25 protein-coding genes are annotated in these 17,957 nt (G+C 64.1%); 12 read left to right on the top strand and 13 right to left on the bottom strand.

Going from position 1 to position 17,957, the window contains the following annotated elements; genetic code table 11:
• Nucleotide 1: 1 nt before the first annotated feature.
• From ACAM57_RS14420 to ACAM57_RS14400, 5 genes are all read right to left on the bottom strand, one after another.
• A complete protein-coding gene (locus ACAM57_RS14420) occupies nucleotides 2-943 on the bottom strand; it encodes a Mu-like prophage major head subunit gpT family protein (protein ID WP_369662138.1) in 942 nt (313 codons plus the stop codon).
• A 40-nt stretch (nucleotides 944-983) separates the two neighbouring features.
• Entirely contained in the window at nucleotides 984-1,427 is a 444-nt protein-coding gene (locus ACAM57_RS14415) for a hypothetical protein (protein ID WP_369662137.1), read from the bottom strand.
• 36 nt (nucleotides 1,428-1,463) lie between these two features.
• The gene (gene sppA / locus ACAM57_RS14410) at nucleotides 1,464-2,840 is read right to left on the bottom strand and encodes a signal peptide peptidase SppA (RefSeq protein ID WP_369662136.1); all 1,377 of its coding nucleotides are present in this window, start codon (nucleotides 2,838-2,840) and stop codon (nucleotides 1,464-1,466) included.
• 68 nt (nucleotides 2,841-2,908) lie between these two features.
• Nucleotides 2,909-4,546 carry a phage portal protein gene (locus ACAM57_RS14405; RefSeq protein WP_369662135.1) on the bottom strand — a complete coding sequence of 546 codons (1,638 nt, stop codon included), beginning with the start codon at nucleotides 4,544-4,546 and terminating at the stop codon, nucleotides 2,909-2,911.
• Nucleotides 4,547-4,771: a hypothetical protein gene (locus tag ACAM57_RS14400; protein ID WP_369662134.1), complete on the bottom strand. Its 225-nt coding sequence runs from the start codon at nucleotides 4,769-4,771 to the stop codon at nucleotides 4,547-4,549.
• 162 nt (nucleotides 4,772-4,933) lie between these two features.
• Between ACAM57_RS14400 and ACAM57_RS14395 the strand changes: the two genes are divergently transcribed.
• The gene (locus ACAM57_RS14395) at nucleotides 4,934-5,998 is read left to right on the top strand and encodes a DUF4062 domain-containing protein (RefSeq protein ID WP_369662133.1); all 1,065 of its coding nucleotides are present in this window, start codon (nucleotides 4,934-4,936) and stop codon (nucleotides 5,996-5,998) included.
• 33 nt (nucleotides 5,999-6,031) lie between these two features.
• Here the strand turns inward: ACAM57_RS14395 and ACAM57_RS14390 are convergent, their stop codons facing one another.
• The 8 genes from ACAM57_RS14390 to ACAM57_RS14355 form a co-directional block, all read right to left on the bottom strand.
• Nucleotides 6,032-6,340, bottom strand: a complete 309-nt coding sequence (locus tag ACAM57_RS14390) for a hypothetical protein (RefSeq protein ID WP_369662132.1) — start codon at nucleotides 6,338-6,340, stop codon at nucleotides 6,032-6,034.
• Nucleotides 6,340-8,361 (bottom strand): phage terminase large subunit family protein, encoded by a 2,022-nt coding sequence (locus ACAM57_RS14385; protein ID WP_369662131.1) that lies wholly within the window; start codon nucleotides 8,359-8,361, stop codon nucleotides 6,340-6,342. The genes ACAM57_RS14390 and ACAM57_RS14385 overlap by 1 nt, the downstream gene beginning before the upstream one ends.
• Nucleotides 8,358-8,945 (bottom strand): hypothetical protein, encoded by a 588-nt coding sequence (locus tag ACAM57_RS14380; RefSeq protein ID WP_369662130.1) that lies wholly within the window; start codon nucleotides 8,943-8,945, stop codon nucleotides 8,358-8,360. The genes ACAM57_RS14385 and ACAM57_RS14380 overlap by 4 nt, the downstream gene beginning before the upstream one ends.
• Before the next feature lie 142 nt (nucleotides 8,946-9,087).
• Nucleotides 9,088-9,879 (bottom strand): hypothetical protein, encoded by a 792-nt coding sequence (locus ACAM57_RS14375; RefSeq protein WP_369662129.1) that lies wholly within the window; start codon nucleotides 9,877-9,879, stop codon nucleotides 9,088-9,090.
• Nucleotides 9,876-10,214, bottom strand: a complete 339-nt coding sequence (locus ACAM57_RS14370; RefSeq protein ID WP_369662128.1) for a hypothetical protein — start codon at nucleotides 10,212-10,214, stop codon at nucleotides 9,876-9,878. The genes ACAM57_RS14375 and ACAM57_RS14370 overlap by 4 nt, the downstream gene beginning before the upstream one ends.
• 381 nt (nucleotides 10,215-10,595) lie before the next feature.
• Nucleotides 10,596-13,016 (bottom strand): VapE domain-containing protein, encoded by a 2,421-nt coding sequence (locus ACAM57_RS14365; protein WP_369662127.1) that lies wholly within the window; start codon nucleotides 13,014-13,016, stop codon nucleotides 10,596-10,598.
• 70 nt (nucleotides 13,017-13,086) lie between these two features.
• Nucleotides 13,087-13,467, bottom strand: a complete 381-nt coding sequence (locus tag ACAM57_RS14360; protein ID WP_369662126.1) for a hypothetical protein — start codon at nucleotides 13,465-13,467, stop codon at nucleotides 13,087-13,089.
• A 222-nt stretch (nucleotides 13,468-13,689) separates the two neighbouring features.
• Nucleotides 13,690-13,947 (bottom strand): hypothetical protein, encoded by a 258-nt coding sequence (locus ACAM57_RS14355; protein ID WP_369662125.1) that lies wholly within the window; start codon nucleotides 13,945-13,947, stop codon nucleotides 13,690-13,692.
• Between the two features lie 87 nt (nucleotides 13,948-14,034).
• On the opposite strand from ACAM57_RS14355, the gene ACAM57_RS14350 reads away from it, so the two are divergent.
• From ACAM57_RS14350 to ACAM57_RS14300, 11 genes are all read left to right on the top strand, one after another.
• Nucleotides 14,035-14,763: a helix-turn-helix transcriptional regulator gene (locus ACAM57_RS14350; protein ID WP_369662124.1), complete on the top strand. Its 729-nt coding sequence runs from the start codon at nucleotides 14,035-14,037 to the stop codon at nucleotides 14,761-14,763.
• Nucleotides 14,764-14,923: 160 nt separating this feature from the next.
• Nucleotides 14,924-15,238 carry a hypothetical protein gene (locus ACAM57_RS14345; RefSeq protein WP_369662123.1) on the top strand — a complete coding sequence of 105 codons (315 nt, stop codon included), beginning with the start codon at nucleotides 14,924-14,926 and terminating at the stop codon, nucleotides 15,236-15,238.
• A gap of 131 nt (nucleotides 15,239-15,369) precedes the next feature.
• Entirely contained in the window at nucleotides 15,370-15,615 is a 246-nt protein-coding gene (locus ACAM57_RS14340) for a hypothetical protein (RefSeq protein ID WP_369662122.1), read from the top strand.
• A 5-nt stretch (nucleotides 15,616-15,620) separates the two neighbouring features.
• Nucleotides 15,621-15,929, top strand: coding sequence for a hypothetical protein (locus ACAM57_RS14335; protein WP_369662121.1), 309 nt, complete (start codon nucleotides 15,621-15,623; stop codon nucleotides 15,927-15,929).
• A complete protein-coding gene (locus tag ACAM57_RS14330) occupies nucleotides 15,926-16,114 on the top strand; it encodes a hypothetical protein (RefSeq protein WP_369662120.1) in 189 nt (62 codons plus the stop codon). The genes ACAM57_RS14335 and ACAM57_RS14330 overlap by 4 nt, the downstream gene beginning before the upstream one ends.
• Entirely contained in the window at nucleotides 16,111-16,506 is a 396-nt protein-coding gene (locus ACAM57_RS14325; RefSeq protein ID WP_369662119.1) for a hypothetical protein, read from the top strand. The genes ACAM57_RS14330 and ACAM57_RS14325 overlap by 4 nt, the downstream gene beginning before the upstream one ends.
• 160 nt (nucleotides 16,507-16,666) lie before the next feature.
• Nucleotides 16,667-16,912 (top strand): hypothetical protein, encoded by a 246-nt coding sequence (locus tag ACAM57_RS14320; protein WP_369662118.1) that lies wholly within the window; start codon nucleotides 16,667-16,669, stop codon nucleotides 16,910-16,912.
• The gene (locus ACAM57_RS14315; RefSeq protein WP_369662117.1) at nucleotides 16,909-17,100 is read left to right on the top strand and encodes a hypothetical protein; all 192 of its coding nucleotides are present in this window, start codon (nucleotides 16,909-16,911) and stop codon (nucleotides 17,098-17,100) included. The genes ACAM57_RS14320 and ACAM57_RS14315 overlap by 4 nt, the downstream gene beginning before the upstream one ends.
• The gene (locus ACAM57_RS14310; protein ID WP_369662116.1) at nucleotides 17,097-17,285 is read left to right on the top strand and encodes a hypothetical protein; all 189 of its coding nucleotides are present in this window, start codon (nucleotides 17,097-17,099) and stop codon (nucleotides 17,283-17,285) included. The genes ACAM57_RS14315 and ACAM57_RS14310 overlap by 4 nt, the downstream gene beginning before the upstream one ends.
• The gene (locus ACAM57_RS14305) at nucleotides 17,282-17,677 is read left to right on the top strand and encodes a hypothetical protein (RefSeq protein ID WP_369662115.1); all 396 of its coding nucleotides are present in this window, start codon (nucleotides 17,282-17,284) and stop codon (nucleotides 17,675-17,677) included. The genes ACAM57_RS14310 and ACAM57_RS14305 overlap by 4 nt, the downstream gene beginning before the upstream one ends.
• Nucleotides 17,674-17,925, top strand: coding sequence for a hypothetical protein (locus tag ACAM57_RS14300; RefSeq protein ID WP_369662114.1), 252 nt, complete (start codon nucleotides 17,674-17,676; stop codon nucleotides 17,923-17,925). Before ACAM57_RS14305 ends, ACAM57_RS14300 begins: the two co-directional genes overlap by 4 nt.
• Nucleotides 17,926-17,957 lie beyond the last annotated feature (32 nt).

The following is a 17,957-nucleotide window of genomic DNA, read 5'->3' as shown; positions in this document are numbered from 1 at the left end:
CTCAGGTCAGCTCGGTCAGCACAGAGCGCTGCCAGTAGCCGTAGCCGACGTTGCGCTGGGCGCTCACGCCGTACCAGTGCTTCTTCTCCTTGAACTCGAGCTCGGAGCCTTCAGCGATCGCCTCGACCTTGATGCCCTCCTCCTCCTGGCGGATCAGGGCTTTCGCTTCCGAGCCCGTGTTGAATACGGCGAACTTCGTCGTCCACGGCAGACGCGCATTTGTGGCCAGCTTGAAGTCGAGGCCGCCCAGGCTGCCAGCCGTCAGGATCAGGTTGGAGCGCGCCGCGCCACCTTCCATGACAATCTGCGAACCCAGCGCGCCAGCGGCAGGAGCCATCAGGTTGATCGGAACCATCACGAGGAACTGGCTGGCATCCTCGTTCAGTGGTTCGCCCTGATCGTCCTTGATCGCGAGCAGCTGCTGCACGGCAGCCAGGATCGCGCCCTCCATCTCGCCGGCCGTCGGCTTCGCGGGGACGGCCACGTCCGCAGTGATGCGATTGCTCTGCGCTCCGCTGTCGCCCTCGACGTGGTCGGTGTCGTAGAAGTACTGGCCGTCATAGCAGACCGCGCTTTCGCCGTTGGCGATGAAGGCGCTCAGCAGCTTCGCCCAGTGGCTGTTCGCGCGGGCGGCGAGCTCGCGAACACGGATCATGACCTGGCCGGTCTTGTCGCGGCGGATCTCGTCGACCAGCACCTCGAGCGTCGCTTCGAAGCTCTTGTTGCGGATGTCCAGGCCGTTCTCACGCAGGCCCTTGGCTTGGCGACCGCCGATCCACTCGCGCATGGCCGGCACCATGCCGAGCCATTTGTACGTCTCCATCTCCTGGTTGGAGTCGAAATAGTTGGAGATCAGCGGGATCCAGGTAGCGCCCAGGTTCTGCTGCAGCGTGTTGTAGAACTCGCCGATGATGGCGCGGCTCGAAAGGGATGAAGCACCCATGATGTGATTCCTCGTTGGGGAGTTGTGAGTCGCCTATGAATCAGGCGTCGCCGGCGATACGCGCCGCGGTCTCCGCGGCCAGGGAAGCGTCGAAGTCGACGACGCACAAGCCGCTCTCGACCCAGCGGGAGACGCGCCCGATCGGCGAGTTCGCGCCAGCGGTGAGCGTGAAGGTGTCATCGTCGCTGGCGTACACCAGCGGTCCGTCGTTGGCGGTGATCGCAGCTGCGCCCACCACGGGGACCTGCACCTGGCCCCGGCGCTTCACGCGCACGGTGCGCTGGCCAGCGACGCCGGCGCTGTTGTCCACGATGGTTTCAGCGAAGCCGAGGAAGGTGTCACCCGCCACGAGCGGGCGGGCGAAGCCGGCGCCGTTCTCACCGACGGCGGCCCCTTCAAAGATGATGTCGGCGGCGATCACAGGGTATTCCTGGATCGTGCCCAGTTCGAAAGCGCGCGGCTTGTTTGCAGCGAGAGTCGTCATGCTGATTTACCTCAGAGGGATGAATGGGCGGTCGGATCAGGACGCGCTCTTGACGCGCGCGAGACCCTTGCTGCTCGCCTTCTCGTAGGCGGTGTACGCGGCCAGGCTCGAGAACTCCTCGTGCAGGCTCGCGTCGGCTTCCCAGTCGGCCTTGCAGCGCTCTTCGAGCGGCAGCTTGGCGCGCGCATCTGCGTCGGCCTTGGCCTTGGCCGCGGCGTCGTCAGGAACCGAGCTCGCCGGCTTCTGCTGCACGGGCGCAGGAGCGTCCTTGGCCAGGTTCGAAGCCTGCGTTTCGCGCACCTTCTTCTCGGCCGCGAGCACGGCAAGTGCCGCGTCGCCGCCTGAGGTCTTGCCGTCGAACTTCAGCGAGTTGACGAGTGCTTCGTGGCCTGGGATGAGGGCGCCCTCCACGGCCTGGATACGGGTGCGCTCCTCGGTCGCGCCCTGCGCGCGGCCTTCGTTGAGGATGGTCTGCAACAGCTCCGGGCTTTCGGCCGCGAGCTGCTCACGAGTGATCTTCATGGATGAAGCTCCTGGGTTGGTTGGAAGGAAAACGGAGCGGCCCGACGCAGCACCGGCGCGGTCGCGATTCAGCTGCTCGACCAGCTCGTCGAGGGTGGAGACACCGTCCACCAACCCGGCATCGATGGCCTGCTTGCCGATGAAGAGACGGCCGTCGGCCATCTCCTTCAGAACCTTCTCTTCGCTGACACCGCGGTGCGATGCGACGTCTGCCACGAAGAGGGAATACGTGTAGTCGACCTGATCCTGGATGGTCTCGCGGCCTGACTCGGTCAGCGGCGCGTACTGGCTGGAAATGCGCTTGTACTTGCCCGCGAAGATCTCGGTGGTCTTGATGCCGCGCTGCTCCTCTGCCTTGGAGATGTCGACGTGCGTGGCTACCACGCCGATCGATCCGACCAGCGTGGTTTCGTCGGCGATGTACACCTTGCTCGCGGCGGACCCGACCCATACACCGGCGCTCGCCATGGTCCCGCTGGCCAGTGTGACGATGGGCTTGCGTTCGCGTGCCTTCCGCACAAGGTTCGCGTAGCTCTGCGTCCCATCGACGGTCCCGCCGGGCGTATCTGTGAGCTGGATGATGCTGTGCACGGACGAATCGGCCAGCGCGGCCTGCAGGTCGCGTGCGAGCAGTTCGGTGGACACACCACCCGAGATCTGCATGAAGAGGTTGGCGCGCTTCGCCATCACCCCCTCGACGTAGAGGATGGCCACACCATCGCGGATGTCGTAGCCCTTCGGCTCGTTGGCCAACGGCCTGCCGAGCTTTGCCTCGACAGCTCCGATGTCGATCTTTTCGCCACGCAGATGCGTGGCGTAGATCGCCTGGATTTCCTGCAGCTTGGCCGGCTCAATGGCCCAAGGTGCGGTGAGTACGTCGAGGATTTTCATGCGGCACTGTGTGAATCAGTGCCGGAAATTTATGGAATATCGGCTGTCGCAAATAGGGCAAATTGCGACTACTCGGAATCGTCGTCCGCGGTGTCGTCGGGTTTGCTCTTCGACTCCGGCGCCGGCGCGGTACCGGCCGGCGCGACGAACGTTCCATCCCGCTTCTGTGCTTCGACTTCGCGCTTGCGCTGCCGATGCTTGACCTCCCACGGAATGCCGTCGTGCAGGATGCTCTCCGCGTCCAGCGTGCTGATCTCCATGTCCACGCGCTTGCGCGCTGCGTCCACCTCCTTCACCGGGTCGATCGATCCCGGACCATCGCCGGTCCAAACAGACTGGCTCCACGCCGCGCGCACCAGTTCGTTGGCGAAGAACCCCGGCGCCGGAATCCTGCCCTCTGCCACCTCATCGGCGAGCCACAGCTCGTAGATCGGCTGCGTGTAGTTTGTCACCATGTGATCGCGGCGCGCACGGAAGAACTTCCAGGCCGTGAGCAGTGCGGCCCGGGCCGCGGTGTAGCTGCTCTGGAAGTGCATGACCAGCACCTCGTACGGCAGCTCGAGCGCCACCCCGATCTGACGCAGGATCGCCAGCACGAACGGATCGAACTGCGGATTCGGGCGGCCTGGCGTGTGGGTCTGGATCTCCTCGCCCGGCAGAAGGTTTACGGCCTTGCCGGTGTCAAGATCGTCGGACCCGCCGAATTCGCCATTCCAGTCGGCTCCTCGCTTCGCGATCGCCTTCTGCGCGTCTTCGTCGAACAGATCCTGGAACGCCGTCGGGTCCATCTTGACGAACACGCTGATGATGGCGGAGTCGACAGCGGCCTTCAGCTCGGCATTGGTGTATCGGCTGAGCTGCTTCAGCGGCTCGAGGATGGGAGCGATCCATGGCACGCCGCGAACTTGGCCAGGGCGCAGCGGCTTGAAGATGTGGAGAACGTTGCGGCGCCCGGTGCTGTCGCCGCGAACCGGCACACGCTCCCAGGTGTTCACGAGCTGCAGATCGCCTGGATGATGGCGCGCAATATGAACCGCGACCGTCTCGCCTGTCTCCTTCGATAGTTCGATGCCGTCGATCAACGTTTCGGTGTCGGCCATCCGGTTTGGATTGCACACTCGGTCCGCTTCGATCGTCTGCAGCGCCAGGCGAGGCGGCCGCCCTTCGCGCGAGATCCGCGGGGTGATCACGAACGCGTCGCCGCTTTCGAAGTAGGTCCGGAACGTCAGTTCCGTCTGCGCGTAGAAGTTGAGCCGTCGCCCGACATCGCAATCGACCGACTCGCACCAGACCCGGAAACGCCGTCCCGTATCTGCGCACCAGGCCGTGGCTTCGTCCTCGCTCAGGCCCAGCGCGTCGAAGTCGATCGAAGGCGTGCAGCTCAAGCCGGTACCGATGGCATAGCTGACTGCGGTGTTGAGCGCGCCGACCGCGATCGGCGCATTGCGAAACTGATCCCGGCTTCGGGCGCGAAGCATCGGAAGATCCGCGATGATGTCCGTCGTGGGTGATCCGCCGTTGACTCGCCAGTTGGAGAGCGATTTCTTGTCGATGCGTGCGCCGGTGTAGCCGCCGGCGAGTGCGAGTTGCCCTCGCGCCGCCAGCCGGCGCGCGCCTACCTTCGGAGCGAAATACGTGATGACCTTGTCGAGGACGTTCTGTTGCACGAGCGGGTGGCCCGCGCGCTTCAGGGGTTGTTCGGCCATTTAGCGACTCGTGATGGTGATGGCGCGGCTTCGTCCCGATGCGGCCTCGGTCGCGTTGTCGACCCTGGCGCTCCAGATCTTGATTCCCGCCTGGATCGCATCGAGGTCGGCGAGCGTGAGCTTGCGCCCTTGGATCTCATATGACTGTTTGGCTAGCACCGCGGCTTCGGCTGCGAGATAGAGCTCGAGCTGGGCCTGGGCTCGTTCAAGGCTGATTGCTGGCATGTGTACTCCGATGCGGTCTGCAGTCTATGAATCCTTCGCTGTCGCAAATAGGGCAAATTGCGACAGTACTCAAGCAGCCAGCGGTCTCATGAAGTCCAAAAGACGGGCAAGTCGCCTCAGGTACATTGCTCAATATTTCGACAACTATGACGAGGAGATGAGATGTCCACCAAACGCCGACTGCAGGTCTTTGTTTCGAGTACCTACTCGGATCTGAAGGAAGAGCGACAAGCAGCCGTAGCTGCAATACTGAAAGCTGGACACATTCCGGCCGGCATGGAGCTTTTTACTGCGGGCGACGAATCGCAGATGACGATTATCAAGCGCTGGATAGATGAGTCAGACGTCTACATGCTCATCCTTGGAGGACGCTATGGATCGATCGAGAAGACCAGCGGTCTAAGCTACACAGAGTTGGAGTTCGACTACGCAGTAGCCAATAGCAAACCTCTATTCGCTGTTGTAATGACAGACGAAGCTCTGGAAACAAAGGTGAAGAAGCATGGTCGGGTCGTCCTTGAGCTGGATGCGCCGGCCGAGCTCAAGGCCTTTCGCTCGAAAGTCTTGAGCAACATTTCGTCGTTCTTTGAAGATCTTAAAGACATCAAGCTCAGCGTTCATGAAAGTCTTTCTGACTTCGCAAGCAACAGGGATCTGAAAGGGTGGGTCGCAGCTGGCGATGTCCAAGATACAGCACCCTTGTTTGACCAGATCGAGCGACTCTCTGAACAGAACTCACAGCTTCGAGAAAGAATTTCCTATCTAGAGCGCTCGATATCCACTCGCACTGATAAGGCGGACGACTTCGATGAAATGTATGAAGTCCTAAGGGGGGTCTTGATTTCGGTGCCGGAAGACCTCCGCGCTGAGGAAACCCCTGCGGAGATGGACTTGTTCAGTGTGTTCTGGAGCGCGCAAGACCGGCTTCTTACTGGGTTCACAAATCATCCCCCAATGGAGGCCATGGAAGAGTTCCTGTATTACGTTGCCGGCCCAAAACTCATGATTCAAGGCCTTGTCGAGCTGGAAAAATCAAACGGGGCATATCGCCGAATGATTACGACACGAGCCGGCCAAGCATTTCTGGCCCACAACCAAAAGCGGATGGTCGCAGAAGCGAAGCTCAACAATGTGCCCGCCGACGCAACGGACGCTGACTCCCCGCCTGCCGCTCAAGGAAAGGCAAAGGGCTCTCAGGGCGGCGCTCGTAAAGGATCTCGTCAGTAGGTCCGACAACTTGTCCGTCGCGAGCAGTTTCGTTCATTTGCCTCCCCGCTTCATCAATCGATACAGCGTGGATCGGTCGATGCCGTGCTTTCGCGCAATGTCCTCCGTCGACGCTCCGCCCAGTCCGTCGACGAACGCCTGGCGACGCTGCTCGGGCGTCAGCCTGGTCTGCTTGCCCTTCGCGACGAACCAGCGGCGGCCGCCGAAGCGCTGGCGAACATCGAGCTCGATGCGACGCATCACGTCTGGGCTGCACTGCGGCGCCACCTCCGCGACCTGGCGCAGGATCTCCCGGACGATGTCTGCATCGTCGTATGCCGCCGAGTCGTTTCCGTGCGCCATCAGCTTCCTCGGCGCGTGCCGGTGAGCGAGATCTTTCCCATGCCACCGCCTCGAGGGACGATCGGCGAGGCGGCCGGCGTAGCAGGCGCAAGGGCAGAGGGTGCAGACGTCTGCACGCCGAACAGGTCTGGCTCGGATGGGCAATACCGTTGCTCCCTTTTAGCCCAGCTCGGCTCCCGGAACGTCTGGATTCCGAGGTAGCACGCCGCCGCGTACGCGTACACATGGCAGTCGCCCGCCTCCTCACGCTTGCCCTGCGGCGTGATCCACCGCATGAAACGCTTGCCCTGAACCACGGTGGGCAAGAGCCGGGCGGCCGTCATCTGTTCGAACTCGTCGGTTTGTGCATAGGCCTTCGGCACATGCACGAAGCCGGGCCCGGCCACAGTGAGACGCATCCGGCCGTACAGCAGGTGCTTTGCCGTGTCCGTCCCGACCTGCCACAACTTCACGCCACGGGGAATCGTCTTGCCGCGCCAGTTGACGTCCATTGGCTTCGGCTTGTCGAGCACCGGCCGCCCGGCCTGGCTTGCACCCTTGATCGCGAGGACGTTGGCATGGGCATGGTTGCGACAGTAGCTGTAGACCGCGTGCGTGTTGTGGCCGCCGCTGTCGACGCACGTCGCCTCGATCAGCATCTGGGCGCCGCTCGCGTGCATGATCGGCGTGCGCCGGATCTCGCTCAGTCGAGTCCAGGGCGATCCTTCGACACCCTCGTCGATGTTGGGATCGCCGTAGATGATGTGGCGCTCGACAAGCCAGCTCTCCTCGCCGCGACCGAACGCCCACACGCGAGCCTCGAGACGATCCGGCTGCGTGTCGGTCCCCATCGTCAACATCAGCCCTCGCATCGGGACGATGCCGGTGGTGTATTCCTCGGCGCGGCGGCGCAGGCTGTCGCTGTCCGCGCCAGTGCCCTCCTCCTCGAACGTTTCCGCCAGGCTCGAATTCTTGAACTCCTTCAGCGGGCTGCTGTTGCCCAGCTTCAGCGCCTTCTGCGCGGCGTCCCACTTCTCGACAAGCGATGCCCATGAACGCCAACCCATCGGGCTGTAGAGCTTGTTTAACGTGAAACCAGCACGGCGGCCACGGCCCGCTCCGGGGTTCTCCGGAATCCAGATGCCCTCGGCCAGCATCGCGGTCTTGTGGTGCTCCTCGATCGCACTGCCGCATTTGCAGCAGATGTAGACGGCCGTCTCGGGTCGCGGCTCACCGGACGCGGTCTTGAGCCAACGCAGTCCGAACTCCGACTGGGCACCCCAGATCAACACCTGCCGCTCTCCGCAATGCGGGCATGGCACGTGGTACCGGCGCATATCGCTGGCCAAATACTCGGTCTCAATGACACTGAAGCCCTTGACGGTGGGCGTGCTCGCGATAACTAACTTGCGGCGGCTGAAGTTGCTCATCCGCTCATCGAGGAGTCCGAGCGGCGGCCCTTGGTTGTCGACGTCGGCAGGCCACTTGTCCACCTCGTCGGCTGCCGCAAAGCCAAGCGGCTTCGACGCCAGCGAGCTCGCGCTGTTCGCTCCGCCGAAGAACACGGCGAACCCTCCTTGAATGCTCCGCGCCCGCCAACTGCTTGACTCGTCGCGGCTGCGCTGCACAGCAACCAGTCCAGCCATGATCGGTGTCTGCATGATCGTGGGCAGGAACCGCTGCCCGCTATGGTCCTGCGCGTCCTGCAGCGTCGGCTGCACCATCATCATGTCCTGCGGGTCCGTGTGGATCCGCTGCATGATGGCGTTGTATAGCACCTCGGTCTTACCGAGCTGTGTCGCGAACATGAGCACGATCCGCTCATAGGGAGAGAAGGCGCTCACGCACGTCATCGGCTCGACCAAGTACGGGGTGCGCTCGTTGCGCCACTGGCCTCGCTCGGAGCCCTTCGCGATGTAGCGATACTTTGCCGCCCATTCCGCCGTGTCGACCCGCGGGGGCGGCGCGAAGTAGCGCGCCTTCATCCGCCCGAGGATCTCGATCGCGCGGGCGTGGTCGTCGGGAAGATCTCTCGCGCTCACGCGTCCCCTTCCGCTTTGCGCACTTCTGCGCCCGCGAGCAGCTGCAGCGCCTTGCTATGTTCTTCGTCGAGCAGCTGCTCGATCTTGAAGACATCGGTTTCAGCCGCTAGCAGTGGTCCAAGCCGGGCTCGCACTTGCAGCAGGTGCTCGCGCGCCGCAGCCAGAGAAGCGGCCCACACCAACTCGACAGCCGACACGCGAATCAGCTCGCGCCGCTGCTCGGCAACCTTGAGCTCTGCGAGTTCAGCCTCTGCCGCTTCCCGCCGGCCTCGGGAATCCCAGTAGTCATCCCCTCCGCCGCTCGCGCCACCCGCAGCAGGCCCGGCCGCGCCGGCCTCCGCCGCCGGCAGGCCGGGCTCATCGCGCGCAGCGCGAGCCGCCGGCAGGCCGGGCTCATCGCGCGCAGCGCGAGCCGGAATTCGCGCACGCGTATTCGCCTTCCATTGCGCGTCGGCGATCATCGGATCGATCTTCCCGTCGATGAGAGTGATCCGACCAGCCTGCGCAGCCTTGGTGACCGCCGCTTTCGAGCAGCCGCGATGCAGTGCGTAGTCGGCGAGTGAGATGAGGTTGACTTTGGACACGGTTCACCTACCCGTTAACTTTTCCGCCGCCCGCACCCTGGCGCGCGAACGGGGTTTGAATTACCCGTACGTGGCCCTTTTCCGGAAGGACCCATTGACGGGGGGGTGGGGGCAGGCCCCCTGCCCCTGATGGCAGCCCGCATCACGCACCTCCCCCTGGGCGAGCCGTTCGCAGCGCATCGGCGAAGGTCGTATCGAAGTGGCGAGCAAACACACGCGTGATCGTGGTCTGTGCCACCTCATCGAAGCGGTATCGAGGCGTGTAGACGGCCCTCGACACGAACAGCAGCACAGGCATCACCGTGGTGCCCGTCGCACCGAACGCGATGCGGGCCCAGATCCCTCGCTGCAGGTGCTGGAGCTTGCGACCCTTGCTCCACGAGTGGCGACCGAACGTGGCCTTGCCTGGACCCTGGCTCACGAAGAACGCCTCGCGCTGTCGCTTCGCCTTGCTGCGCCGGCTGTTCGTGGCGTTGGCATCGGAGCCCGCCAGGTTGAACGCCTGCAGCTGGCTCAAGATGCGAACGATCTGCCCTCGGCTCATGTTGCCGTACGCATCGAGCTCAGCGCCCAGCGCTGGCACCGCGCGCTCATCGGCCCGCATCACTCCGCGCTGCACCAGCAGCTCCTCGAAGCGCTTCTGCAGGCGTGCACCGCCGTGGATTTGCGGCAGGATGAAGTGATTCGGGCGCTGGCTGTCGCGCACCTCCACCACCGCGGTCAGGTCTTGCTTCGTGGCCGGCCTCAGCCGCAGCGAGTTGAGCGTGAAGGGCGTGGGCCGATCGAAGACGTTCGACATCTCGTCGCGCTCAGCGGCAATCACGTCCCTGCCCGTGAGGTTCATGGCCCGGGCCAAGGCGAACGGCACCTGCCGCTGCGCGATGTTGAGCGCTGCCTCGACCTGGTCGAAGTTGTTGCGAATGTCGATCCTCATGGCCGTGCCCCCCGTGCAGGCGTCTGCACCTGATGCGCCGCTGTCTCCGGGTTCGCCGGATCGTCCCCGGGCCGCAGCATGAACACGGCGAACTCGCAGGCGTTGAGCACGGCGTACTCCTGCCACTCCGACACCGGATCGGAAGCAGGGAACGGCGTGCCCAGCACCTGCCCGGCCTCCATCGCGTAGAAGTAGCCCGGCTCCTTCTTCACCGTCGCCCGCCGGAGGCAGGCATCGACGTGCTCGCGGCCCCATTCGAGGCGCATGCGGGCGATCCACTGCGCGGTCATTGGCATGCGTTCGCGCATGTCGGGTGCTTTGGCTGGCTGATTCATGGTGCTGGTCCTCCGATTGCGGACGGGGCTGGACGAGGGGTGGACGGCGCAAACCCGCATGGCTGCTGGATCCGTCCATCCGTCCACCCCGACCACCGTGTGTGGGTAAGCCGCGCCCGCGTGCGCGCGCACACACCCGCCCGCCTACCCGCGCGCCTGCGCATGTGTGGGGGGTGAAAACCCGCCGAGGGGTGGACGGGTGGACGGATGGGGTATTTCCCCAACAAGATCAACAACTTGCGCCGTCCACCCCCCCTGGACGGAGGGTGGACGGGGCTGGACGGCGGTGGCGTCAGGACCGGCTTGACAGACGCGTAGACGCCTGCTCCGCTGGGGCGAGACCATCCCGCTTGGCATCCAGCCAGGCGCGAAGTGTTGAGATCAGAACGGCAGGTCATTGTCGCTGTCGTCCTCGAAAGGTGGCGGCCCCTCATCAGGCGGGGGAAGCGGCGCCGCGGCGGCCTCCGGCTTGGGCAGGCGTCGGTAGCCGCGCCGTCGCTTGCCGGTGGTCTCCCGGAAGCGCTCGAAGCCGAGCGCCTTCATCGCGTTGACGATCCGGGTATCCATCTGGCCGTTACCGTCGATGCGGTCGGCCTTGATGTTGAGCGCCTTGTCGTAGATCTCGGTGCTCGGGAAGAAGTCGCGATCGATGCGGGCCATCTCGTTGATGGACGGCCGGTTTGTATCGTTGACGTACTCGTCGAGCACGTTCTCCCATTCGTCCACACGCTTGAACGGCGCCTGCTCGGGGAACACAAGCTCGCGCTCCTCCTCGCGGGTGGGCCAGTAGCGCTCGCCCGCGTTGACCCTGTGAAGCGCCTCGGCCAGCAGCTGCGAGCGCATCGCCATCAGGGCCTCAACGTTCACCGAACGCACCTCCAGCGGCCAGAAGCGGCGATCGCCCGTGGCGTCCTTCAGGAATGTGTCGGCGTTCGTCGTGCCCACGTTCACCGAGTGGCGGGGCTGCTTGCGCATCTGCCCGCCGTAGGGTGGCCGGTACCAGTCCTCCTGGGCGGACAGAAACTGCTTGATCAGCGTCGTCTCGGACTTGTTGAGCGACTCGAGCTCGGCCGACTCGACGATCCAGGCCAGCTGCATCGCCATCAGGCTGTCTTTGTCGCCGACGCGGATCGCGTTGTCCGTGAAGTACGGAAAGGCCAGCGCGCGGAATGCCGTCGACTTCGCCAGGCCCTGCTCGCCCTTGAGGATGAGCATGTAGTCGAACTTGCAGCCGGGCTGCATCGCCCGCTTCACGAGGCCCATCATGAAGCACTTGCCGATCAGCCTGGTGTAGGGCCGGTCCTCCACACCATAGACGTCGACCAGCCAATGCTCGATGCGGTCGACGCCGTCCCACTCCTCGGCCTTGATCCAGTCGTGGATCGGGTTGTACTTGCTCAGGCGCGCCGCCATGAGCACACCGTCTCGCAGCGTGCCCTTGCCCTTGATCCCGAGGCGATACGTGCGCAGCAGGTACTCGCCGAGCATCAGATCGTCCTCTTCATCCCACTCGCCCGCCGGACGCCCCCACGGTGCATCCTTGGTGCGCTCGAGCAGCTGGCTGAAGTCGTTCTTCTTGATCAGGCCCTTCAAGGTCGGATCGTTCAGCACGCAGTACAGGACGTTCTCGCGACAGTCCTCCGGACGCCCGCCCTTGCCCTTCACGAGCATGGCGACCACGTCGTCGCGGCTGAAGTCGTCGCCAGGATCATCCGGATCCAATGGCGGGCCGCCATCACCGCCGCCCCCTCCGCGACCACCCTGCCCCCCAGCGGGAGCCGGAGCGCCGCGATTTTTGGCGCTCCGCGCTGGCTTCGCGAGTTCCACGCCGACGAGGGACGCCAACCACTTCAGCGCGTCGGCCGGCTTGGCAGCTGGCAGCCACTCCATGACCAGGTCGATTGGCGTGCGTGCGCCGGCGCGCGCATCACCCATGTCGGCCACGCCGAAATCGACGATGCCACCCGGCGAGATCGAGAGATCCTCCTGCAGATTTCGACCCAGCGCCTTCGAGGTGACGCGATAGCCGGGGCCCGAGTCGAAAGTCTTGGCGTGTTCCTTGCCGCCAAACAGCTTCGGCACCCAGGCGGCGAGATTCGCCATGGCCGCGTCCTTGACGCGCTGGAAGTCATCGCCTGCCTGCCCCGGCGGCGCCGCGCCGGCTGCAGCTCGCGCCGGCGCAGGAGATGCCACCGGGCGCTTCGCTGCATGTGCAGCCGCTTTGGCATCGTCGATCGTCTTGTGCAGACGTCGCAATGTCGTCTCATCGATCGGCCGAACCTCGGCCGGCGTATTCGGAAAGCGCCGGCCGGTGCAGATGAAGTACTGGCTCTGGCAGAAGACCTCGACGCCGATGTCGTTGCTCTTATTCGTGCTGGTGTGACCCAGCACGATGGCGTGCACGCCCTTGCCGCTCACCGAGATCTCGGTGTAGGTGTCGCACGCGGCCACGATGTTTCGGCAGCGCTCCGACCAGGATCCGTCCGCCTCGAGCTGGTCATCGAGGTCTACGCCGACCAGGCCGTCGTCCGGCAGGAAGCCAAACCCGATCCCGTGGTATCCGCCACGCTCATAGGCCCTGCGAACGACCTCCAGCGTCGCGAGGCGCATGCGATCGCGCTCGTCGCCCTGCTTGCCCGCCCGCCGTCCACCCTGCACGTAGTACGGCATCTTCACGGGCTTCTTGGCGCCCTCCTTGTGCTCGAACTTCCACAGCACCCACTGCTGGCGAGTCGCGAGCGACGCCGGGATCTCGTCCCACAGCGGCGGCTCGACTTCGGGGAACACGGGGGCCTCGCTCATCCGCGACGTGAGGCGTAGCCAGTCATCCAGGCCGCAGCGTGCTGCGCCTGGTCAATGCGCGGCACCTGGATCATTTGAGGGCCTTCAGGTTGCCCATGGCGAGCTGCAGCTCGGTAGCCAGCGCTTCCACGCGCTCGATCGCCCGGGTCTGCCGGGCCTCGGGCGATTCCAGGAACTTGGCTGCGAGGTAGGCCATCACGGACGCGACGTCCCCCGTCGCCTTGAGGTAGCCCTCCAAGTCGTCGCAGTTGAAGCGCTGCGTGTCGCCCTCGGGCTGGTTGAGCTTGCGAGACAGCACCGAAGGGCTCAGATCCATCTTGCCGGCCAGGGCCGACGCATTCAGCCGCTGCTCCTGCACACGGAACGCGATGTAAGCCCTCAGACTCGGCCAGTGCTCGGGGAGAGCGTGGTCGATCGTGAGGTTCAGGTTGGCATGCGCAATAGATGACATTTCGAATTACCGTCTGTTGCCATCTCGAAAATGGGCAAAAAAAAGAGACTGCTGGCCATGAACCGCAGCACGAAGAAAAGCCCCCGCCGCCTCGACGCGCCCAACACCGCATACCTGCCCGCATGCGGCGTAGGAGGAGGGAGTGAAACGAACACGGGCGCGCCGAAGTGGTCGGCGGCGGAGGGGAAAGGCGTCCCGCTCAAGGGCGGGCAAGTTCGCATTTCAGGCCCCCACCCTCAGCTCAACAGGGCCTCGCATGGACCGAATGGAGTGCTGCTGCCGCGCTCTTTCGGTCAGCGGCAGATCGCCGAGGGTGAGTCCAGGGCACAGCGCCACCAGGCAGTCGGCGAGGCCGAGCTCGATGTGCTTCCCGCCATAGACGATCTGATTGAGCGTTCCGCGAGTCGTGCCGGCTTGCTGGGCCAACAGGTCGCGCTCCTTCACCGGGAGGGTTAAGTAGTGCTGCTTGAATCGATCCATAGGCCCCATACAGTACCCAAGGGTACTGTTTCAGTCAATACCCCAAGGTCATTTACCTTCGGGTATGACTGGGCGACGATCCCAGGCATGGAAAAGTACGAGCGCCTGCAGGCGCTGCTCACCTTCATCAAGAACCGCTTTTGCGGCGGCAAGGCTGCCGAGCTGGCCCGCCGGATCGGGCGCAGCGACAGTTATGTGAACCGTCTCTTTTATCCCCAAGAGAAGAACGGTGCCAAAGGCATCGGGACCGAGATCATGGACGCCTGCACCGAGGCGTTCAGTCTGCCTCGCGGTTTTTGGGAAATGACACCGGAGGAAGCAGTCATCGAGGTATCGGGTCCGGTCGACGGGACCCCCGGACCGGTTGTCGCCGCCGCGCCAGGCACGCCCGAAACGGAGACGCTGGATGTACTTTATGCCCGAGGAAGCTGCGGAGGGGGCATTTTGATCACCGAATACGGAGACGAGGTACGAGAGCAACTCGTCAAGGAAGCGTCCTGGTTCAGAAAATACAATATTCGCCCTCACCAAGCGTTGGTCTTTTATGCCGATGGAAACAGCATGGCTGAATTCATCGTTGACGGCGACATCGTGATTTTTCGCAAGGGCGTCAATGAACTGGTCAACGGGCAAATCTATGCCATAGAAACGCCAGACGGTCTGCGAATCAAGCGGGTGCTGAAGCGCGCCGACGGCTCGATCGTCTTAGCAAGCGACAACGAGAATAAGAGAAAGTACCCTGACGAAACCTACTCCCCGGAGCAAGCCGCCCGCCTTCAATTCAAAGGCTCTTTCGTTTACCGCCAGGGCGGATAATTGTCAGTCTTTCTACTCTGAGGAAAAAATGTTAAGGACAATTGCCTTTTGCATCGCATGCATCGCAATTGGTGGATGCGCCACCCCGCTGGGACCCGATAACTCGATCACTATAAGCGTCGCGTCGCCCCATAGCTCTGAACAGACATTCCGCAATCTATTGAAGGTCATGAAGGATTGCTATCCGGATTCACTGACCATCCGGGCGAACTATTTCCCTGAAGCGAAGGAAGGGGAGATCGATCTCTATACCGCCAATGATTTTGGGAACATCCCCTTTGGGACGTGGACGGTCAAACCAGCCTCCGCCGGCTCAACTGTGACCCAGGTGCGGAGCACTCGCACCGGAAAGCAACTGGACGCCACTCTGCCGGAATGGATCGAAGGCAACGCTCAACGGTGCCCGCACGGCACACGCTCCGAACCACGCCCGCCCGGTTCAGAGTTGAATCAGAACCACATGCCGGTTCGATAATCTTGGCCTCGGCTTCCGACTAGGGATAGTCCGGACGGCCACAACTTACCCAAGGGTATTGACACAACAATACCTATAGGTACCATGCACCCCAGCGCGCTGCATCCCGCAGCGCTTCCTTGGAGTGCACGATGCCCCTTAGAGCCGCGAATCCCACCCGCGCCCGCCGCAGTCGCCGGGCCCCCTCCCCTGTCACTCGCCCCTACCGGTGCTTCTACGCACCGCTCGATCGCAACGGCGTCCCCACCAACACCGATGCCGGTGTCCTCCCCTTCATCGACCTGAAGGCGGCGAACGGCGAGGCGGCCCAACGCAAGGCCCACCAGCGCACCGGCTGCCCGGTCGCCAGCGTGGAACGCCTGGAGCACGCGGAGTGACCTCCGTGGCCACCGCGATCAACTCGTCGGGCCAGGCAGAGATCTGGATCCGCGAGGTCCGCTCACGCCGGCAGGCCTTCTACCGTTGCCCCACCCTCAAGGGCCGGGAGTCGTGGCAGAAGCTCTATCTCACGACCGCCGATAAGGCCCTGCGCGTCGGTACGCTCGACGTCGGCAATGGTCTCGTGCTGCCCGTCGTTGTTTCACGCGAAACGACGACCGCGCAGAACCCGCAACAGGCGCGCTTCGCCGAACAGGCCCGCGAGCTCAACCAGGAGCTCGATGACCTCATGTCCTCGCGAGGTGCAGCATGAGCTTCGCGCCGAACCTCCAGGACGTGAATGTCCAACCGTGCCCTGTGCACGAGCTGCTCACGCTCGAAGGCAGGCTGTTCGTCGAATCCTGCGATGTGACGATCACCGAGCACATCGATCGCCACGATGCCATGGCCTTCGTCGCCATCGTTCTGGCCGGCGACGAACTGGAGCTCGCATCGTGACCGCAACGCATACATCGGCCTTCGGTGTCGAGATCTCGCTGCGAATCGGGCAGCACGTTCGCCATTGGGATCACCGCGGGCAGCGCGTCACGGGCGTTGTGCATGGACTCTGCCTCGACCACGACAGTGTGCTTCAGGCCGACATCGTGCTCGACGCCCCGATCGTCATCCCGGCGGTCAACGCCGAGGATCACGAACTCCGCATCTGGCGACAGTACTCGCCCGCTCATGAACTGGCGCCGTTCGATGACCGCGACGAGCTGATCGATGCCGCTCAACGGTTGGAGCAGCGCGGGTTCTTCGCCCCAAGCACATGCGCAGACGACGAGACAGCAGCCGACATGGCCCTGATGCGCGCCGCCCTCGCCAAGGTCACCGGGAGAGCTGCATGAAGGCGCGCACTTGGTTCGAAGCACAGGGCCGCAGCGCCGCCTCACGGGGCCTCACGCTGCAGTGCGGCCGCAACGCTCGCACGCTCTGGCCGACGTGGGCACGCCGCGCGTGGGCTCGCGGATGGCTGCTGCAACGGCCCCTCAACGGTCGAGGCGCGTCATGAGCCACGAGAACGAACAGCTCATCGCCCTCCAGCTGCGCGACCACGTCCGTGGAGAAGCCGCCAAGCTGCCCGACGCGGACCTCCAGCTCGTCGAGTCCCTCGCCTGGGCCATCCGGGGCGCGGTCGCCAAGGGCGAAGCGCAGCAGCCCGGACTGGGTCAGCTCGCGCTCGCCCTGGCCAGCGTCGAACTGCAGGCGATCGTCTCGGAAGAGCCTGCTGCGCAGACGGGGAGCGGCACATGAACCGCCTCTACACGTATGGGATCGTCGCGACGCTTGTCGTCGCGTGGCTCGGCGGCGGAGCGCTGCTCGACGGCCCGAGCGAGACCGACGCGAGCCAGGCCTCGGCGCTCGCCCACCATGACGCCGTGCAAGCGGCTCGCCGCGCTGCAGATCCTCGCATCGCCGCGGCGACGGGAGACCAGCCATGAGACGCCAGCTCGATCCGCTCCAACTCGAGGCCCTCGCTCACGACAGCGAAGAGCAGCCCACGATGACGCCGATGGAGTGGCTGCAGGCCGCACTCAAGCAGTTCCTCGTGCTGTTCGTCCTGGCTGTTGTCGTTCTCACCGCACTGGCGCTTGCGCTGGGCGACGTGCAAGGGGTCAAGCCATGACCGGCGCCGCCGTACAGACGTCTGCACCGGCCGGCGACGACGACCTGTTCGCGACGCCGGCGCACGATTCGCACGCCTTCGACGGCACGATTTACGAGCTGCATGGAACCATGACTGCCGCGGCCGAGGTGCGCGTGAAGATGGCCGGCGACGGCCTCACCGCACTGCCGGTGCTGTGCATGGAGGTGCGCCCCATCCACGGTGGGCACGGCCGCACGCTGCATGCCGAGCAGACCTACCCCGAGGACGGCCGGGAGGCCGCACAGGCGAAAGCCGCAACCCTGAAGAAGGGCGCCCCCGTCACCCTACTCACCAGCCTGAGAGACATGCGCACGATCCTGCCGCATGTCCAGGCGGTCGAGCGCACAGCAATCGCAGAGGCACCCCGATGAAGTCCGTGATCGTCCACGCTCCGCAGGGCAGCGGCAAGAGCCTGCACGCCGAAGAGATGCGCAAGCACTTCCGGCTCGATCGCGTCGTCGAGGAATTCGAGGCGCTGCGCGCCAACGAAATCCACGCCACTGGCGAGTTGTACCTCGCCTCGATGAACCCCTTGCAGACCTGTCGAGCCGTCAACGTGAAGGCGCTCGGAATCCGAGTCATCGCCCTGAAAGACGCGCTGCAGCAGTGCAGCAAGTAGCGCGCACCACTCCACCCTCTCACTCACCGAGG

Source organism: Variovorax sp. V15, assembly GCF_041154425.1.
GTDB classification, from domain to species: Bacteria; Pseudomonadota; Gammaproteobacteria; order Burkholderiales; family Burkholderiaceae_C; genus Variovorax; species Variovorax guangxiensis.
Note: the sequence above shows the minus strand (reverse complement) of the source record. Positions and strands in the feature narration are given on the sequence as shown.

Coding starts and splice junctions, on each gene's coding strand:
- sppA (WP_369662136.1), bottom strand. CDS start 2,840: ATGAAAATCCTCGACGTACTCACCGCACCTTGGGCCATTGAGCCGGCC.
- ACAM57_RS14315 (WP_369662117.1), top strand. CDS start 16,909: ATGAACCGCCTCTACACGTATGGGATCGTCGCGACGCTTGTCGTCGCG.
- ACAM57_RS14330 (WP_369662120.1), top strand. CDS start 15,926: ATGAGCTTCGCGCCGAACCTCCAGGACGTGAATGTCCAACCGTGCCCT.
- ACAM57_RS14300 (WP_369662114.1), top strand. CDS start 17,674: ATGAAGTCCGTGATCGTCCACGCTCCGCAGGGCAGCGGCAAGAGCCTG.
- ACAM57_RS14320 (WP_369662118.1), top strand. CDS start 16,667: ATGAGCCACGAGAACGAACAGCTCATCGCCCTCCAGCTGCGCGACCAC.
- ACAM57_RS14305 (WP_369662115.1), top strand. CDS start 17,282: ATGACCGGCGCCGCCGTACAGACGTCTGCACCGGCCGGCGACGACGAC.
- ACAM57_RS14375 (WP_369662129.1), bottom strand. CDS start 9,879: ATGAGGATCGACATTCGCAACAACTTCGACCAGGTCGAGGCAGCGCTC.
- ACAM57_RS14405 (WP_369662135.1), bottom strand. CDS start 4,546: ATGGCCGAACAACCCCTGAAGCGCGCGGGCCACCCGCTCGTGCAACAG.
- ACAM57_RS14400 (WP_369662134.1), bottom strand. CDS start 4,771: ATGCCAGCAATCAGCCTTGAACGAGCCCAGGCCCAGCTCGAGCTCTAT.
- ACAM57_RS14415 (WP_369662137.1), bottom strand. CDS start 1,427: ATGACGACTCTCGCTGCAAACAAGCCGCGCGCTTTCGAACTGGGCACG.
- ACAM57_RS14350 (WP_369662124.1), top strand. CDS start 14,035: ATGGAAAAGTACGAGCGCCTGCAGGCGCTGCTCACCTTCATCAAGAAC.
- ACAM57_RS14360 (WP_369662126.1), bottom strand. CDS start 13,467: ATGTCATCTATTGCGCATGCCAACCTGAACCTCACGATCGACCACGCT.
- ACAM57_RS14355 (WP_369662125.1), bottom strand. CDS start 13,947: ATGGATCGATTCAAGCAGCACTACTTAACCCTCCCGGTGAAGGAGCGC.
- ACAM57_RS14420 (WP_369662138.1), bottom strand. CDS start 943: ATGGGTGCTTCATCCCTTTCGAGCCGCGCCATCATCGGCGAGTTCTAC.
- ACAM57_RS14390 (WP_369662132.1), bottom strand. CDS start 6,340: ATGGCGCACGGAAACGACTCGGCGGCATACGACGATGCAGACATCGTC.
- ACAM57_RS14340 (WP_369662122.1), top strand. CDS start 15,370: ATGCCCCTTAGAGCCGCGAATCCCACCCGCGCCCGCCGCAGTCGCCGG.
- ACAM57_RS14395 (WP_369662133.1), top strand. CDS start 4,934: ATGTCCACCAAACGCCGACTGCAGGTCTTTGTTTCGAGTACCTACTCG.
- ACAM57_RS14310 (WP_369662116.1), top strand. CDS start 17,097: ATGAGACGCCAGCTCGATCCGCTCCAACTCGAGGCCCTCGCTCACGAC.
- ACAM57_RS14370 (WP_369662128.1), bottom strand. CDS start 10,214: ATGAATCAGCCAGCCAAAGCACCCGACATGCGCGAACGCATGCCAATG.
- ACAM57_RS14365 (WP_369662127.1), bottom strand. CDS start 13,016: ATGAGCGAGGCCCCCGTGTTCCCCGAAGTCGAGCCGCCGCTGTGGGAC.